This is a genomic window from Mesorhizobium sp. M0306 (assembly GCF_040321655.1).
In the GTDB taxonomy this organism is placed as follows: Bacteria; Pseudomonadota; Alphaproteobacteria; order Rhizobiales; family Rhizobiaceae; genus Mesorhizobium.
Window position 1 is genome coordinate 853,218 of record NZ_JAMYRY010000001.1, and the last position, 16,506, is coordinate 869,723.

At 63.1% G+C, this 16,506-nt stretch carries 22 protein-coding genes; 8 read left to right on the forward strand and 14 right to left on the reverse strand.

All coding sequences use genetic code 11. The features are described from left to right. Position 1: 1 nt before the first annotated feature. The 11 genes from tolR to rcdA form a co-directional block, all read right to left on the reverse strand. Positions 2-460 (reverse strand): protein TolR, encoded by a 459-nt coding sequence (gene tolR, locus NKI95_RS04400; RefSeq protein WP_352522864.1) that lies wholly within the window; start codon positions 458-460, stop codon positions 2-4. A gap of 9 nt (positions 461-469) precedes the next feature. Next, positions 470-1,180: a protein TolQ gene (gene tolQ, locus NKI95_RS04405; RefSeq protein WP_254816465.1), complete on the reverse strand. Its 711-nt coding sequence runs from the start codon at positions 1,178-1,180 to the stop codon at positions 470-472. Positions 1,181-1,475: 295 nt separating this feature from the next. Then, positions 1,476-1,946 (reverse strand): tol-pal system-associated acyl-CoA thioesterase, encoded by a 471-nt coding sequence (gene ybgC, locus NKI95_RS04410; protein WP_352714434.1) that lies wholly within the window; start codon positions 1,944-1,946, stop codon positions 1,476-1,478. Between the two features lie 146 nt (positions 1,947-2,092). Beyond that, positions 2,093-3,133 carry a Holliday junction branch migration DNA helicase RuvB gene (gene ruvB, locus NKI95_RS04415; protein WP_352714436.1) on the reverse strand — a complete coding sequence of 347 codons (1,041 nt, stop codon included), beginning with the start codon at positions 3,131-3,133 and terminating at the stop codon, positions 2,093-2,095. 58 nt (positions 3,134-3,191) lie between these two features. Then, positions 3,192-3,596 (reverse strand): type II toxin-antitoxin system VapC family toxin, encoded by a 405-nt coding sequence (locus NKI95_RS04420; protein WP_352714438.1) that lies wholly within the window; start codon positions 3,594-3,596, stop codon positions 3,192-3,194. Continuing rightward, positions 3,593-3,877, reverse strand: coding sequence for an AbrB/MazE/SpoVT family DNA-binding domain-containing protein (locus tag NKI95_RS04425; protein ID WP_352714440.1), 285 nt, complete (start codon positions 3,875-3,877; stop codon positions 3,593-3,595). The genes NKI95_RS04420 and NKI95_RS04425 overlap by 4 nt, the downstream gene beginning before the upstream one ends. 67 nt (positions 3,878-3,944) lie before the next feature. Then, positions 3,945-4,565 carry a Holliday junction branch migration protein RuvA gene (ruvA, locus tag NKI95_RS04430; RefSeq protein WP_352522865.1) on the reverse strand — a complete coding sequence of 207 codons (621 nt, stop codon included), beginning with the start codon at positions 4,563-4,565 and terminating at the stop codon, positions 3,945-3,947. Between the two features lie 13 nt (positions 4,566-4,578). Continuing rightward, positions 4,579-5,001, reverse strand: a complete 423-nt coding sequence (locus tag NKI95_RS04435; protein ID WP_352714442.1) for a type II toxin-antitoxin system VapC family toxin — start codon at positions 4,999-5,001, stop codon at positions 4,579-4,581. Continuing rightward, a complete protein-coding gene (locus tag NKI95_RS04440) occupies positions 4,979-5,248 on the reverse strand; it encodes an AbrB/MazE/SpoVT family DNA-binding domain-containing protein (protein WP_352714443.1) in 270 nt (89 codons plus the stop codon). Before NKI95_RS04440 ends, NKI95_RS04435 begins: the two co-directional genes overlap by 23 nt. A gap of 56 nt (positions 5,249-5,304) precedes the next feature. Then, entirely contained in the window at positions 5,305-5,817 is a 513-nt protein-coding gene (ruvC, locus tag NKI95_RS04445; protein ID WP_352714444.1) for a crossover junction endodeoxyribonuclease RuvC, read from the reverse strand. A 322-nt stretch (positions 5,818-6,139) separates the two neighbouring features. Then, positions 6,140-6,667, reverse strand: a complete 528-nt coding sequence (gene rcdA / locus NKI95_RS04450) for a protease adaptor protein RcdA (RefSeq protein ID WP_352714446.1) — start codon at positions 6,665-6,667, stop codon at positions 6,140-6,142. A 578-nt stretch (positions 6,668-7,245) separates the two neighbouring features. On the opposite strand from rcdA, the gene NKI95_RS04455 reads away from it, so the two are divergent. Further along, entirely contained in the window at positions 7,246-7,797 is a 552-nt protein-coding gene (locus NKI95_RS04455; RefSeq protein WP_352714448.1) for a DUF2269 family protein, read from the forward strand. 40 nt (positions 7,798-7,837) lie between these two features. On the opposite strand, the gene NKI95_RS04460 is transcribed toward NKI95_RS04455, so the two are convergent. Beyond that, positions 7,838-8,608, reverse strand: coding sequence for a sulfite exporter TauE/SafE family protein (locus NKI95_RS04460; protein WP_352714450.1), 771 nt, complete (start codon positions 8,606-8,608; stop codon positions 7,838-7,840). A 95-nt stretch (positions 8,609-8,703) separates the two neighbouring features. Beyond that, on the reverse strand, positions 8,704-9,153 hold the full coding sequence (locus NKI95_RS04465) for an Lrp/AsnC family transcriptional regulator (protein ID WP_023678010.1): 450 nt from the start codon (positions 9,151-9,153) through the stop codon (positions 8,704-8,706). Positions 9,154-9,286: 133 nt separating this feature from the next. Here NKI95_RS04465 and NKI95_RS04470 point away from each other — a divergent pair, with 133 nt between their 5' ends. From NKI95_RS04470 to NKI95_RS04480, 3 genes are all read left to right on the forward strand, one after another. Next, complete coding sequence (locus NKI95_RS04470; protein WP_352714451.1) at positions 9,287-10,171, forward strand: DMT family transporter; 885 nt, start codon at positions 9,287-9,289, stop codon at positions 10,169-10,171. A gap of 175 nt (positions 10,172-10,346) precedes the next feature. Then, entirely contained in the window at positions 10,347-10,994 is a 648-nt protein-coding gene (locus NKI95_RS04475; RefSeq protein ID WP_352714453.1) for a thiamine phosphate synthase, read from the forward strand. 1 nt (position 10,995) lies between these two features. Then, entirely contained in the window at positions 10,996-12,027 is a 1,032-nt protein-coding gene (locus NKI95_RS04480; protein WP_352714455.1) for a tetratricopeptide repeat protein, read from the forward strand. Between the two features lie 44 nt (positions 12,028-12,071). On the opposite strand, the gene NKI95_RS04485 is transcribed toward NKI95_RS04480, so the two are convergent. Continuing rightward, positions 12,072-13,088, reverse strand: a complete 1,017-nt coding sequence (locus NKI95_RS04485) for a zinc-dependent alcohol dehydrogenase family protein (protein ID WP_352714457.1) — start codon at positions 13,086-13,088, stop codon at positions 12,072-12,074. Between the two features lie 112 nt (positions 13,089-13,200). Between NKI95_RS04485 and NKI95_RS04490 the strand changes: the two genes are divergently transcribed. The 4 genes from NKI95_RS04490 to trhA all read left to right on the forward strand — a co-directional run bounded on the left by NKI95_RS04490 (position 13,201) and on the right by trhA (position 16,452). Next, positions 13,201-14,058: a LysR family transcriptional regulator gene (locus tag NKI95_RS04490; RefSeq protein ID WP_352714459.1), complete on the forward strand. Its 858-nt coding sequence runs from the start codon at positions 13,201-13,203 to the stop codon at positions 14,056-14,058. A gap of 138 nt (positions 14,059-14,196) precedes the next feature. After that, on the forward strand, positions 14,197-14,763 hold the full coding sequence (efp, locus tag NKI95_RS04495; RefSeq protein WP_292664037.1) for an elongation factor P: 567 nt from the start codon (positions 14,197-14,199) through the stop codon (positions 14,761-14,763). An 81-nt stretch (positions 14,764-14,844) separates the two neighbouring features. Beyond that, the gene (locus tag NKI95_RS04500) at positions 14,845-15,645 is read left to right on the forward strand and encodes an inositol monophosphatase family protein (RefSeq protein WP_352504937.1); all 801 of its coding nucleotides are present in this window, start codon (positions 14,845-14,847) and stop codon (positions 15,643-15,645) included. A gap of 99 nt (positions 15,646-15,744) precedes the next feature. Further along, entirely contained in the window at positions 15,745-16,452 is a 708-nt protein-coding gene (gene trhA / locus NKI95_RS04505) for a PAQR family membrane homeostasis protein TrhA (protein ID WP_352714461.1), read from the forward strand. Positions 16,453-16,506 lie beyond the last annotated feature (54 nt).

The window sequence follows — 16,506 nt, forward strand, 5'->3', positions numbered from 1 at the left end:
TCTATTGATCCTGTTCCTGCAGTGAAACCAGGCCGATATTCTTGTAGCCGGCGGCCGAGATGCGAGCCATCACCTTCATGGCCGTGCCATAGTCGGTAGATTTGTCACCCCTGATGAAAATGCGCTCGTCATAGCCGGTCTTCGAGATCGCCTGCAGCTTGGCCACCAGCTCCTCGATCGGGATCTCGGTTTCCTGCAGGTAGATCTGACCGGCCGAGTTGATCGAGACGGTTATAGGCTGCGTATCGGCGTTCATCGCCTTGGCTTGCGTATCCGGCAGGTCGATCGGCACGCCGACCGTCAGCAACGGCGCCGCGACCATGAAGATGATCAGCAGCACCAGCATCACGTCGACCATCGGCGTGACGTTGATCTCCGATATCAAGGCGTGATGGCGGCCGCGTCGCCTGTGGCCGCGCCCGCCGCGTCCTCCGCCACCTGCGCTTACGGACATTCCCATGATCGTTCCTCAGGCCTTCTGCGCGACTTTTTCATCGATTTGGCGCGAGAGTATGGCGGAGAACTCATCCGCGAAGCCTTCCATGCGCACCGCGATCTTGCTCGCGTCCGACGACAGCTTGTTATAGGCGATGACGGCAGGGATGGCGGCGAGCAGGCCGATGGCCGTCGCCAGCAGCGCCTCGGCGATGCCGGGCGCGACCACCGACAGGCTGGTGTTCTTCGAGGCGGCGATCGCCTGGAACGAGGTCATGATGCCGATAACCGTGCCGAACAGGCCGATGAAGGGCGCCGCCGAGCCGGTGGTGGCGAGAAAGCCGAGCCGCCCTTCCAGCTTTTCCATTTCGCGGGTCAACGCCAGATCCATCGCCTTGTCGATGCGGGTTTGCAGGCCGAGCGGCGATTTCGCGCCCTTCTCGAAGCTTTTCTTCCATTCGCGCATGGCGGCGACGAAGATCGCGCTCATGCCGGTCGTCTTGCGGTCGGCGAGCGTGCGGTAAAGTTCTTCCAGCGACTGTCCCGACCAGAACACCTGTTCGAAGCGGTTGAGCGCCAGCCGCATGCGGGCATAGGCGACGAGCTTGTCGACGATGATCGCCCAGGTCCAGATCGAGGCGCAGAGCAACCCGATCATGACCAGCTTGACCACCCAACCGGCCTGCATGAACAAGGCCCAAATCGATAAATGCGCGCCCGGTTCGGCGAGAGCGATGTTTTCCATGTTACGTCCTTAAAGATTTTCCGGGCGTGGCTGGCGGCTGGCCCATGGGCATCCCTTGTGGTCCGTTCGCGTTAAGCTGGCGGAATAACCCCAAATGCACCGTTGGCGGCCTTTTCGGGGCAAATATTGGTGAAAGGAAGGCGCTTGGATTCTCCCAATCTTAACCAATCCCTTCATGGACCGTTATGGTTAAGGATGGGTTAGGACGTACAGCGCGGCGCATTGCCGCGCCCAGACGAGCCGCCCGGCGATCCTGGCCCCGACCGGGAGCTCGGGATCGTTGCCTCTGAAACCTTTATTTGCGCGTTCTGGGCATGAAGGCTGCCACCCAATCCTTGGGAAAGCGCCGCGGCCGGCCGTTGTCGCCGACGATCGCCGCTTCGACCCGCGCCTCGACCAGCACTTCGCTGCCGCGCTTCAACTGCTGCGCCATGACGATGCGCGCACCGGAAATCTCTTCGGTGCGCGTATCGATGGTCAGGATGTCGTCCATGCGGGCCGAACCGCGGAAATCGATCTCCATGCGCCGCACCACCCAGACTATTTTCTCGCCATGCTTGCCGTCGGCAAGCTCGGTGTGGTGGACGCCGGTGAGCCGCAGATAATCGGAACGACCGCGCTCGAAGAATTCGAGATAGCGGGCGTGGTAGACGACGCCGGAAAAATCGGTATCGGCATAATAGACCCGCGCCATCAATCGATGGCCGAATTCCGTCAGCGCGCCGGAAAGCCCGGCGGACAATGCCGATTCACCATGATCGTCCATTGCGCTGTCCTTTTGGTCCCGACCAGCACCTGTTTTTGGCACCACCTGTTTTGCGCATAGACCGGCGATGATCAAGACCTGGAGGGCGGAGCTGTTCTCGCTGGCAGTGTTGCTGTTTCCGGGACTATCGGCAACGAAGCCGCAAGCTAGGGCTCTTCCTGGAACAGGCTGATCTGCTGCTGCGCCAGGTCCTTCGGCGCGTCGAGGCCGAGATGCCGCCAGGCATTGGCCGCCAGCACGCGGCCGCGCGGGGTGCGCATGATGAAGCCCTGCTGGATCAGAAAGGGCTCGATGATGTCCTCGATGGCATCGCGTGGCTCGGAAAGCCCGGCAGCGATTGTCTCGATGCCGACCGGCCCGCCGCCGAAATTCCGGGCGATCATCGACAGATAGCGGCGGTCGAGCGCGTCGAGGCCGAGCCCGTCGACCTCCAGCCGCGTCAGCGCCTCGTCGGCGATCTTGCGGTCGACATGACCGTCGCCGGCAACGCTGGCGAAGTCGCGCACCCGGCGCAACAGCCGGCCGGCGATGCGCGGCGTGCCGCGCGCCCTCCGGGCGATCTCCAAGGCGCCGTCGTCGCCGAGCGGCATTTGCAGGATGCGGGCGCCCCGCCGCACGATCTGCTCGAGTTCCTCGACCGAGTAGAAATTGAGCCTGACCGGAATGCCGAAGCGGTCGCGCAGCGGGTTGGTCAACAGGCCGAGCCGGGTGGTGGCGGCGACGAGGGTGAAGCGGGCCAGGTCGATCTTGACCGAGCGCGCCGCCGGCCCCTCGCCGATGATCAGGTCGAGCTGGAAATCCTCCATCGCCGGATAGAGGATCTCCTCGACCGCCGGGTTGAGCCGGTGGATCTCGTCGATGAACAGCACGTCGCGGTCTTCGAGGTTGGTCAGCAGCGCCGCGAGATCGCCGGCCTTGGCGATGACCGGACCCGAGGTCGAGCGGAAATTGACGCCGAGCTCGCGCGCCATGATTTGCGCCAGCGTCGTCTTGCCGAGGCCGGGCGGGCCGACGAACAGCACATGGTCGAGCGCTTCGCTGCGGCCCTTGGCGGCTTCGATGAAGACTTTGAGATTGGCCCGCACCGCAGCCTGGCCGACGAAGTCGCCGAGCGTCTGCGGCCGCAAGGTCTGCTCGGCATCCTCGCCGCGTTTGTCGGGAGCAATGAGGCGTGGCGAAAGGCTCATGCGGACATCTCGAAGAAACATCGAATGATGGGAGAGACCATAGAATGGTATCTGTCGCTCATGCGAGCAGTTCCATACCGGGGATAGCCCTGGCAGCGCGCTGATCGAAGGTGACCGTGTGCGAGCAACCTAATTTTCGATTGTGCTCCGCAATCAACGCGTCGGCAAAGTCGACCTGCACTGAATTCGATCGCTCGAGCGCGATGACGATGGCATCGAAGTCTTCGAACTCCAGCGTCTTGATCTTGAGCAGCCTCTGGATCGCGGCCAACACCTGTTCCTTTGGCTGCCTGTAGCGCGAAGCCAACGACCAGCTGAATTCGACCAGCACGATCAAGCTCACGAAGCCGGGCATTTCCACACTAAGGCCGCTGCCGAACGCAAGCGCCTTCGCCCGCTGCTCCGGATCATCGTTGAGCACCATGCGAAGCAGAACGTTGGTATCGATGCCGATCGGCGTCAAGCGGGACCCTCTTGTCCGTCATTTGGTCTATCCCCGACAACATGCCGGCCGACCGCATCCCGCACAGCGGCGTCGATTTCCTCCAGCGTAGCGGGACCGCCAGGCGGATCTCCCAAGAATCCGGCGAGATCGGCAAATCCGAGATTGCGCGGCGTTCCGATCAGGTAACCATCCATGACCGTCCAGGCGATCGTATCGCCTGTCTTGAGCGACAAGGCGTCGCGGACGTCCTTTGGGATCGTGAGCTGTCCCTTGGAGGTCAGACTGGCATATGCGCCCATGTTCTTACTCCTGGAAAAAATTCTTACCGATTACATAATAGTTGGAATTTCACTTTCCAGCAACGTCTCACCGTGCCAGCTCCTTCAGCCCGAAGCGGATCAGCTTCGATGCGTCCGCCTCCTCGCCTGCCGTCTTCAGCGCCGCCGCCACCGCATTGGCGGCGGTGTCGCGCGAATAGCCGAGATTGACCAGCGCCGAGACGGCATCGGTGATCGGCGCCGAGGCAACGCCTTCGCCGAGCTCCTGCTTCAGGCCGATGGTGCCCGAGGCAGTGCCCGCATAGGCCGGCGCCTTGTTCTTCAGCTCGGTGACGATGCGCTCGGCCACCTTCTTGCCGACGCCGGGCGCGCGGCTGACCATGGCAATATCGCGCAACGCAATCGCATTGGCGAGATCGGCCGGTGCCAGCGTCGACAGGATGGCCAGCGCCACCTTGGCGCCGACGCCTTGCACATTGTTCATCAGCAGCCGGAACCATTCGCGCTCCAGCACCGACTGGAACCCATAGAGCCGCAGCATGTCCTCGCGCACATAGGTCTCGATGAACAGCACCACCGCCTCGCCGGGCGGCGGCAACGCGGCAAGCGTGCGCGCCGAGCAATAGGCGACGTAGCCGACGCCATGCACGTCGACGATGCAGAAATCCTCGTCGATCTCGTCCAGCGTGCCTTTTAGCTTGCCGATCATTTGAGCTTGCCGATCATGCCGGGTGGGTTTCCGGAGAGATGATATCGAGGTCCGGGAAGTAGCTGCGATAGCGCGCGGCATCGCGCGTCAGCAGGCGATGCCCGGCGACAACTGCATGGGCTCCAATAAAGAAATCCGGCAGCGTTCGTTCGCGGAGGCCGCCGGCGCGGCGATAGCGGGAATGCGTGACACCAGCGAGGAAGGCTGCTTCCCACGGCAGGAATTCGCGATCCATCTTGAGCATGTCGACTGCTTGACGAAGAGCCTGTTCGGTCGCAATCAACGGCGCGAGTTCGGACCAGACGATTGCATTGATGACGAGTGCGCCGTCGCGCCGGCATGCGGTAATCGCGGATGCCGACCATTTCGTCTCCCGTCCGGCAGGACCCCAAACGTCGATCAGGACATCTGTGTCAATCAATGTCGAGATCTTCACGCGGGCCCCTCAGCCATTCCACATATTCGTCCGCCGTCCTGCCCCCCAGATCCAGCGTACCGGCCATACGATCGAGCATCTGGCTGAATCTGCACGAGGCTTCCTCCTCCGACATGTTTTCGTCGACGGCTATGACAAGAGCCCCGTCGTCGGTGGGGACGAACTGCACCTCCGAGCCCGGGCCGATACCCAGATGATCCCGTATTTCCTTCGGGATGGTCACTTGGCCCTTGGTGGTAACGCGCATGGTAATACCTGGTTGGTATTACTTATTGCCCACTGGAGAACAAGTCAAGAACATACTTATCCGGCCAGCGCCGCCATCCTGTAGGCGATGCTCTGCCGGTGATGCGCGTGACAGATGGCGATAGCCAGCGCGTCGGCGGCGTCATCGCTGTCGAAAGTCGCCTTCGGCATCAGCACCTTGACCATCATGTGGATCTGCTTCTTGTCGCCATGGCCGACGCCGATCACCGCCTTTTTGACAGCGTTTGGCGCATATTCGGCAACGACAAGCCCGGCACGCGCCGGTACCAGCATGGCGATGCCGCGTGCCTGGCCGAGTTTCAGCGTCGCCGCGGCATCCTTGTTGACGAAGGTCTGCTCGACCGCCGCCTCGTGCGGCATCCCGGCATGCAGGATCTGGGCGAGCCCGTCATGTAATTGGCAAAGACGCACCGCCAGCGCGGCCTTGTCGTCGGACCGTACTGTGCCGGAGGCGACGAAGCGCAGCGAATTGCCGAGGCTTTCGACGATGCCCCAGCCGGTGCGCCTAAGCCCCGGATCGATGCCGATGATACGAATCGCTTCCCCCATCCGCCAAGTTTACCCTTGGCTAGGGGAGCGATGCCAGCGAAATGTGAACAAACCAGCAACGAGGTCTGGCTACGTCCCGCAGGCTGTTTGAGAATTCGCTCTGACGACGCAGATGGCGTGGTTTTCGAGAACCGAAGCGGAGCGGACGTTTGGTCCGTGAGCCCACGCATGATTCCGAAAATCGGGTTCGATTTTCAGGTTAAGATCATGCGTAATCAAAGTGCTGCAGCGTCCTTTGCGCGTCCAACGGACGCGCGGCGCTGCAGGTAAGCGCTGAAAACCGCGCCAGGTGTCCGTCAGAGTAGAATTATCAAGCGGCCTATCAGCCGCGGGCGAAAGCCGTGTTGAGCAGCGTGATCTGGTCGGAGACCGGATTGACGCGACGGCTCGACGGCGGCGCCTCGGCCAGGCCGCCATAGATCTCCTCGTCCATGCGGCGCACCAGCGCCTGAAGGCGCAGCGAGCGGTTGACGAGGTCGACGAAATCCGTCGGCAGCTCGGCCCAGCCGGGCGCCTCCTCATGCGCGGAGGCGGTGTCGAGACGCACCTTGGATTTTTCGGAAGCCACCTGATCGCGGGTCATCTCGCCGGAATTCGCCGCCCGCTGCAAAAGCAGCCACGAGGCGACCTGCATCAGCCTGGTAGTCAGCCGCATCGATTCGGCCGCATAAAGCGTCGCCGCCAGCCTCGACAGCTTCTTGGCCTCGGCGCGGCCCTTGCCGTCGAGATATTCGGCCGCCTGCTCGACCAGGCCCATGCCTTCCTGATAGAGCGGCTTGAAGGATTGGGAGAAAACCCGGCGCTCCGCCAGCTTGATGGTTTTCGCGCTCGCCTTCGAAGGCTCGTTCATCGCTACGCCCCTGCACTTGCCTGACAGCCGGCCGATTCGGCTCCTGGCCGCCATATCCGGCAGCCTAAACGACTGAAGCTTGAAAATGCGCTTCGCTGCCAGCGAAGGCAAGCACATGTTTAACAAACGGTTAACGGCCGCATTTAGCCGGAAGGACGCCCAGGCCGGCGCACAAAAAAAGAGCCGCGGATAAGGCGGCTCTCAGGAGTTTAACAGGGAGGCGTCAAACAAAGTGGCTCCAACCACTCGGTAAGAATCCAGATCACTGGATGGACATAGTAAACGCCTGTAAAGCTTAACGAAGCCTTAACGCGGGGCATATTTTTCGATCAAGCGCCCAGCATCTGTGCCGTAACAGCACAGCTGACTGGCCACGGCGCCGTTCACACCACCGGCTGGAAAGTCGGGGCGACGCTTGCGCCATGGTTTCCTCCAGATCGTGACCGGCTTACCGAAACAAAACGGCACTGCGCGCGACATCGTTCCGAAACAGGCGCCGCGCTAAACGCCCGTTCCTCGCAACGAGGCGGAGCAAAATTGCGCTCCGGCAATCATGAAAATCTCTCAAGGAGCGAACAATGGACTGGTACTCGGCCGTTAAATTTCTGCACATCGTCTCGGCGATTCTCTGGGTCGGCGGCGGCTTCACACTGATGCTGCTTGCGGTACGCGCCGACCGTGCTGGAAACGTCGAAGGCATGTTGCAGGCGATGCGCGCCACCGGCGAGCTCGGCAACCGGTTCTTCGCGCCGATGTCGATGCTGACATTGCTCTTCGGCCTCATCATGTGCGGCTTTTGGGTCGGCTTTTCCGATCTGTGGGTGCTGATCGGCCTTGCCGGTTATGCGACGACCTTCTGCATCGGCATGTTCGTCTTCAAGCCGACGGCCGACCGCATGGCGGGCATGATCGCCAAGGATGGCGTGACGCCGGCAGTGCTTGCCCAGGGCCAGCGCGTCCTCAGCGCCGCGCGCTTCGACTATTCGGTGATGCTGGTGATCATCGCGGACATGGTGCTGAAGCCGACGCTGCACGACATCACCATTCTGGGCTGCATGGCGTTCGTGCTGGCAACCGGCGTTGCCCTGGCGCTTGGCAGGACGCGGCCGCTGCTGCCGAGTGCCGCCTGAGGTTTAAGGAATCCGGCGGCGGCCGACTGGGGCCGCCGTCTTACAGAAGGCCAGCTATGCCGTCCCACAGAAGCTTGACCGCGACGACCGCCACGGTCGCATAGGTAAAGGGATAGAACAGCTCCGGCCGCATCCGCCGCACCAGCCAGGCGCCGGCGATTGTCGACAGCGGCGCCAGCGGCATCAGCACCGCCGACGCGGTCAAATTGGTGCTGTCGAACTGGCCGAGCGCGAAATAGGGGATGAGCTTCAGCGCATTGGTGACCGCGAAAAAAATCGCCGCGGTGCCCGACAGCACCTTCGGATCGAGCCTGATCGGCAGCGCGTAGACCTGAAAAGGCGGGCCGCCGACATGGGCGACGAAGCTGGTGAACCCGGCAACAGTACCCCAGAAACCGGCGGCGACGCGGTTGGGCTCCGCCGCATGGCCGGCACCGTGGCGGAGTTGCAAATAGAGCCAGCGCAGCACGAAGATCAAGGCAACCGCGCCGACGATCAGCCGCACCATCTCTTCGGTTACAAGTGCCGCCGTCAGCCAGCCAAGGGCGATGCCGATCACGGCGCCCGGCATCATGTCGGCCAGCATCTTGCGGTCGAAGATGCCCCACCATGTCCACACCGAGACAATGTCCATCAGGCACAGAATTGGCAGAAGAATTGCGGCAGCCTGAACCGGCGGCACGGTCAGCGCCATCAATGGCACGCCGACAAAGCCGACGGCGCCGCCGAAGCCACCTTTCGACAGGCCGACGAGGATGACGGCCGGAATGGCCGCGGCATAGAACCAGGGATCGACGAGCAGGCCTGACATTGGGAAGGGACGCTGGAGGGAAAGTTGAACTCTGGAATAGACCAGAAATGGCCAGACCGCGACCGCAAATATGTGGGCCACGCCACCGAAACCCGTCACATGTTTGGCATGTCGAGCGGCGGCGGGCGTCTCCGGATCGGCTGCGCCTTGATGATGGCGGTGCTGGTTTCGGCCTTGTCGGCGATGCGGTCGAGAATCCCGTCGAGCTCGCCGATCGAGCGAACGAACAGCCGGGCAACGAAGCAGTCATCGCCCGTCACCTTGTCGCATTCGCCGAATTCCGGGATTTCCTCGATCAGCTTCTGGACGATGTGCAGCTTGCCCGGCAATGGCCGGATGCGAACGATCGCCTGCAAGGCGTAGCCGAGCGCTTGCGGATCGATATCGATGGTGAAAGCGCGGATGACGCCGCGATCCTCAAGCCGTCGAAGCCGCTCCGAAACGCTTGGCGACGACAACCCGACCTGCAGCGCCAGTTCCTTCAGCGAAGTCCGTGAATCCTTGACCAGGATATCGAGGAGCTTTCTGTCGAGCTCGTCCAGCATTTTACAATTCCAAGAAAAAGCCGATGTTTACCTAATTAAATGAGGTTCGTTCTGCATATCACCAGCTACAAGTCATGGAAAGGCCCGATCCGCCGTGGGATTATAAAATCTCAACAGAGTTTCGGGAGCATCCATGGACAACACGGTACGCGGCACGATCGAAATGACGGCGGCGATGGCGATCCTCGGCACGATCGGCTGGTTCGTCGTCCTTTCCGGCCAGCCCACCATGGACGTGGTGTTCTGGCGCTGCGCCTTCGGTGCGGTAACGCTGCTGATCATCTGCGCGGCGCTGGGACTGCTGCGCGGCAGGCTGTCGCTTCGCATTGTCGCGATCGCGGCTCTCGGCGGTGCTTCCATCGTTATCAACTGGCTGCTGCTGTTCAGCGCGTTTTCGCGTGCCTCGATCTCGATCGCCACGGCTGTCTACAATACGCAGCCCTTCATGCTGGTGGGTTTTGGCGCGCTCTTCTTCTCTGAACGGCTGACGATGACCAAGCTGACCTGGCTCGCCATCGCCTTCGCCGGCATGCTGCTGATCGTGCAGGCCGCGCCCGATGCAGGCGATCATGGTACGGACTACTTTACCGGCATTGCGATGGCGCTGGCCGCGGCTTTCTTCTGGGCCGTTGCGGCTATCGTCACCAAGAAGCTCAAAGGCACGCCGCCGCACCTGATCGCCCTGATCCAGGTCTGCGTCGGCGTCGTCATGCTGGCACCCTTCGCCAATCTCACCCACCTTCCCGTCGATGCGCGGAGCTGGGTCATGCTGGCGACGCTCGGCATCGTCCATACCGGCCTGATGTACATCCTCATGTACGGTGCCATCCAGAAGCTGCCGACGCATCTGCAGGGATCGCTGTCCTTCATCTACCCGGTCGTCGCCATCCTCGTCGACGTCGTCGCCTTCGGCCATCGGCTGCATCCGGCGCAGATCGTCGGCGGCGCCGCGATCCTGGTCGCCGCCGCCGGCATGAATCTCGGCTGGTCGCTGTGGAAATCGAAGGTGCCTGCGTAGGGCCGCAAGCGGCCAGGCGAGGAGAATTTCGGCCAGCGGCAGCCATGCGCCGAGCCCCGATAGAATGTTGACGGCAATCGTGATCCCCCTGCCGCCTGTTCAATCCCCGCACTTTGCTCTATGCCGCAATGCAACCATCTTCGCCCGGCATAGGCGATAACCGGGATCGAATTCAATGAATGACGCAACGCCGCCCAACCGCTGCCGTATCGTGCTGATCGCGCCGCCGAACGTGCCGGCCGAGCGCATCGCCGGGGCCTTCGACGGCGGTGACGTCGCCTCGCTCATCCTGCCGGAAAACGGCCTGGACGAGGCCGCCTTCCAGGCCTTTGCCGAACAGATCGTGCCGGTGGCGCAAGCGGCCGGCATTGCCGTCATCATTGCTGGCGACACCCGCATCGCCGGCCGCGTCCAGGCCGATGGCATCCATGTCGAGGTCGGCAAGGACGAGCTCGCTGAAACGATCGAACACTTCCAGGCCAGGATGATGGTCGGCACCGGCGGCGCCAAGACCCGCGACGATGCGCTGGAACTCGGCGAGGTCAGGCCTGATTACATTTTCTTCGGCCGCTTCGGTTACGACAACAAGCCTGAGCCGCACCCCCGCAACCTGTCGCTCGGGCAATGGTGGGCGGACGTCATCCAGATCCCTTGCATCGTCATGGCCGGATCCGATCTTGCCTCGGTGGAAGCTGTCGCCGCCACCGGCGCCGAATTCGTTGCGCTGTCCAGCGCCGTCTTCGCCGACGGCGTCGATCCGAAGATGGCGGTTGCCGCCGCCAACGCGCTGCTCGACGAAACCGCGCCGCGCTTCGAGGACTGACGTGCGCTCGCGGACAATCCTTTTCAGCGCCTTTCTTGCAACGGCCGTGACGCAGGCGATAGCGGCGGAACCCGTTCCGCTGCCGCAGCCCAGGCCGGATTCCAGCGAACCTGCCGACAAGCCGATCGCCGCACAATTGCCGCAGCCCGCCACCACCACCCCGTTGCCGTCGGCCGACACCATCAACCCCGACCGCTTCGGCGCAAAGCCGTCCGACGCCGCCTACGGCGCCTTTCAGCGCGGGCTCTACAAGACGGCCTACAACCTTGCGCTTTCCCGCGCTCAAAACGGCGATCCGGCGGCACAGACGCTGGTGGCCGAGATACTGTCACGCGGCCTCGGCGTGCCGGTCGACGCGGCAGGGGCGGCGAAGTGGTATGCGCTTGCCGCCGAGCAGGGCGTCCCGGAATCGCAATTCCAGTATGCGCTGATGCTGCTCGACGGCCGCTACGTCAAAAAGGACGAGAAGGAAGCCTATGCGCTGATGCAGGCCGCCGCCGAGGCCGGCAACCGCCTGGCGCAGTTCAATTTTGCGCAGTTGATGGTCGAACAGGAGCCCGGCGATGCCGGTATTGCCAAAGCCGTATCCTATTACGAGCGCGCTGCCGCGACCGGGCTTGCCGACGCACAATATGCGATGGCACAGGTCTACGCCAATGGCGCCGGCGGCAAGCCGCGCGACGATGTCCGCGCCCGCGGCCTGCTGGCACAGGCCGCGCGGCAGAACTACGACACGGCACAGATCGATCTTGCCACCTGGATGATCGAGGGGCGCGGCGGCGCCCGCGACCTGAAATCCGGCTTCAACTGGATGAAGCAGGCCGCAGAGGGCGGCAATGTCGCCGCCCAGAACCGTCTCGCCAAGCTCTACATGAACGGCATCGGCACCGATCCGGATCTGATCCTCGCCGGCGCCTGGTATGTTGTCGCCCGCCGCGCCGGGCTCATCGACCAAAAGATGGACGATTTCCTGCAGGGCCTGACCGACGAGCAGACGCAGCAGGCGCTGCAACGGGCCAACCGCTTGCCCTGACCGCGATCTCGCGACTCATTGCGCCCGGACTCGCAAGCGCGAGCTCATTGCATGTGATCGAGGACGACCTTGCCGAAGGGCGAGCCGTGTTCGAGGTACCGAAAGGCTTCGGCGGCCTGGCTCCACGGCACGACCCGGTCGATCACCGGTCTCAACCGGTTGACGACAATGGCGCGGTTCATCGCCTCGAAGGATTCGCGTGAGCCCACCGGTATGCCTCGCGCCCGGACCTGCCGGCGGAAGATGTCGAGCGGGTTGATGGCGCCGTCACTGCCGCCGAGATAGCCGATGACGTTGATCTGCGCGCCGCGAGCCGCTGCCCTCAGCGATTGTGCAAAGCTCTGCGGTCCGCCAACCTCGATGATATGGTCGGCGCCGCGGCCATCGGTCAATCCCAGCACGGCCGATGCCCAATCGGGGACGCTGCGATAGTTCACGCCATCCTGCGCGCCAAGTTGCTTTGCCCGCGCAAGCTTCTCGTCGCTGCTCGACGTCACGATGACGCGCGCCCCGGCAGCGGCGGCGAACTGCACCGCAAATAGCGAAACGCCGCCGGTGCCGAGGCAAAGCACGGTGTCGCCGGGTTTGACGCTGCCCTCAGTAAACAGCGCGTGCCATGCCGTCACGCCGGCGCATGGCAGGGTCGCCGCCTCGAGGTCGCTCAGATTGGCCGGCGCCAGCACCGCCGCCTGTTCGTCGAGCCGGGCAAATTCGCTGAGCAGCCCGTCGATCGGGCCGCCACGTTGATAGGAGGGCTCGGCCATCGCGAAACTGCCGCCGACCCAGCACTGCCAGAACGTGCCGCAAACCCGGTCGCCGATCTTGAACCGGCTGACCTCGGCGCCGATGGCAATGACTTCGCCGACGCCGTCCGACAGCGGCACCAGCGGCAATGCAAACTTCGTGTGATAGCTGCCGCGGACGATCTCGGCATCGCGGTAGTTCAGCGCCGCGGCCTTGACCTTCACAATCATCTCCTGGCGCCCTGGCTCAGGCATCGGCCGCTCGACCATTCTGAGGTTCTCGAGGCCGCCCGGGCTCTGCAATTCGATCGCTTTCATCGTCGCTCCTTTCCGGCTGGGTCCTGCCGGAGGAAAATCGCTTGCCATCCATCGGATTTCAAATTCATAATGTTCAGCATAATTATGCTTCTATGACATGTTCGGGTGTGTCGTGCTTGAAGAACTGAAAACACTGGCCCTCTTTGCCGAGGAGGGTTCGATTCAGAAAGTGGCTCTACGCCTGCCGTTGACGCAGCCGGCCGTCACCCGCCAGATCCAGCGGCTGGAGGAGATGCTCGGCACGGAATTGCTCGACCGCCGGCTGAAGCCGTCGCGACTGACCCCGGCCGGCGTAGAGGTGCTGGCACGCGGCAAGGACATTCTCGCCGCCGTCGCCGCGCTGAAATCATTCGCCAAGGGCGACGAGCCGGAGGGCCTGCTGCGGCTCGGCCTCGCGCACGGGCTTTGCGATAAAGCCGTGGCGCACGCCATTGCTGATGCCCTGGAGCGGTTTCCGAAGGTCTCGCTGCGTCTGAAGAGCGGCTGGAGTCTTGAGCTGGCCGACCAGCACAAGCGCGGACAGCTCGACCTCGCCTTCATACTGGACGGCAGCAATTCCAAAGCTGGCGACGGCGTTGTCGGAACCGAGCCCCTCGGCATCATCGCTGCCGAAAACAGCGGCGGGCAAGCCGACGTCAAGACCATGCCCTGGGTCCTCAGCCCTGAACCTTGCGACGCGCGCCGACGGCTTGCGGCTGCCCTTGCCGAGGGCGGCCACAGGTTGATGGTCGGCGCCGAGATTCAGGACAGCGCGCTGCAGATCGACTGGGTTCGTCGAGGCCAAGGCCTTGGCCTGCTGCCCAAGCGGCTGCTGCGGGAAAAGCTGCCGCAGGGCATTGCCCTGGTCGACGCTCCCGGCCTCGAGCTGTCGCTGCGAATTGTCGTCCTGCGTTCGCCGCACCTGCATCTTTTGAGAGAGGTCGCCGACGCAGTGACCGAGGCCGTCACCGCGGCCGTCGGGACCAACTGAGGCTGCCAAGCCGCGCTGCCGGGCCAGCCTCGTTGCCGCTTCATCGGAAGGCGCTCCTTGCCTCTGCTGGCGATTTGTGGTCTTGGAGGCGCCAAATTGCCCTTCGCGGCGATCATCTCATTTCCGGATCACCTCACCATGGCCAAGATCAATGGCAACGAAATCCGTCCCGGCAACGTCATCGAGCACGATGGCGGCCTTTGGGTGGCGGTCAGGACCAACACCGTCAAGCCCGGCAAGGGCGGCGCCTACAACCAGGTCGAACTCAAGAACCTGATCAACGGCACCAAGCTCAACGAGCGCTTCCGCTCGGCCGAGACGGTCGAGCAGATCCGACTCGATCTGAAGGATTTTTCCTTCCTCTACGAGCAGGGCGACGCGCTGGTGTTCATGGACACCGAAAGCTACGAGCAGCTCGAATTGCAAAAGGAGTTCGTCGGCGATCGCGCCGCCTTCCTGCAGGACGGCATGATGGTGACGGTCCAGCTCTATGACGAAAGGCCGATCGGCATTTCGCTGCCCGACCAGGTCACGCTGACCATCACCGAGGCCGACCCGGTGGTGAAGGGCCAGACGGCGGCCTCGTCCTACAAGCCGGCGATACTCGAAAACGGCATCCGCGTGCTGGTGCCGCCGTTCATCGGCTCGGGCGAGCGCATCATCGTCGATACCAACGAAATCACTTACGTACGCCGCGCCGATTAAGGCGTGATCCCAAAAAGTGGCAGACTTTTTGGATAAGATCATGCGTCAGGGCAAATAGGCGCAGCGACAGGAAGAACAGCAATGGCGCGTTCCGCGATCCTCAATGTCATGGTCCAGGCCGCAATGAAGGCCGGCCGCTCGCTGTCGCGTGACTTCGGCGAAGTGCAGAACCTGCAGGTCTCGATGAAAGGGCCGGGCGACTATGTCAGCCAGGCCGACCGCAAGGCCGAAGACATCGTCTTTGCCGAACTGTCCAAGGCGCGGCCCGGCTACGCCTTCCTGATGGAGGAACGCGGCGTGATCGAGGGCGACGACGGCCAGCACCGCTGGATCGTCGACCCGCTCGACGGCACCACCAATTTCCTGCACGGCATTCCGCTCTTTGCCGTTTCGATCGCACTGGAGCGCCAAGGCCAGATCGTCGCCGGCGTCGTCTACAATCCGGCGATGGATGAGCTCTATACCGCCGAGCGCGGCGGCGGCGCTTTTATGAACGACCGCCGGCTGCGCGTCGCCGGCCGCACCAAGCTGGTCGATGCAGTGATCGGCTGCGGCATGCCGCATCTCGGGCGTGGCCAGCACGGCAATTTCCTCATCGAGTTGCGCAATGTCATGGCCGAGGTCTCTGGCGTCCGCCGTCTCGGCTCCGCCTCGCTCGATCTCGCCTACGTCGCTGCCGGCCGCATGGACGGGTTCTGGGAAACCGGCCTGTCGGCCTGGGATGTCGCCGCCGGCATTTTGCTGATCCGCGAGGCGGGCGGTTTCGTCTCCGATTTCGCCGGGGGACAGGATGTGCTGAACGCCGGTTCACTGGTTGCCGGCAACGAACTCATCCAGCGCGCGCTGTTGAAGACTATAAAAAGGCCACTTTCAGCCAGCTGATAGAGGCACGCCGCGCTGAAGCGCCGCAGTCGCAAAACCGCAACCAAAGCTTGAAATACTGTCCCGCGGCCGCCCAGATAAGGCGACGCAGGATCATCGATGACGAACAGCCGGCCCCAACCCCAGAGCGAACTCTCCCAGCTCGACATCCCCTTCATGGGGCGCTGGCATTACTCGCGCGCCGAGATCATCGCCGACGGTATTGTCCACGCCGTGGGCATCGTGCTGGCGATCGCTGCCGGCTCGACGCTGCTGGCACTGGCCGCCTATCGAACCGGCCCCGGCGAATATGTCGCCGCCGCCTTCTATGTGGTCTCGCTGCTCACCGTGCTGTCGGTTTCGCTGGCCTATAATCTCTGGCCGGTATCGTCGCCGGCGAAATGGATATTGCGGCGCTTCGATCATGCGGCGATCTACCTGCTGATCGCGGCGACCTACACGCCTTTCCTGGCCCAGCTCGGCGGCTCGCCGCTGGCCGTTTCGATGATCGTCCTGGTCTGGATCGCCGCGGCTGTCGGCATCGCCATCAAGGTCTTTCTTCCCGGCCGTTTCGACCGACTGGCGATCGTCTTCTATCTAGCTATCGGCTGGAGCGGCATCGTTCTGGTGGAGCCGCTCGTGCGGACGCTGCCGGCGACATCGATCGCGCTCATCGTTGCCGGCGGCATCGTCTATTCCTGCGGCGTGATCTTCTTCGCCTGGAAGGGCCTGCGCTTCCACAATGCGCTGTGGCATGGCTTTGTCGTCACCGGCGCCGGCCTGCATCTGGCCGCCATGGTCGACTGCCTGGTCATCAACCGGCTTTGACCTCCGGTCGCGGACAGTGGCAATATTGCCAAGCGCCATTCAATTTCGTCACAA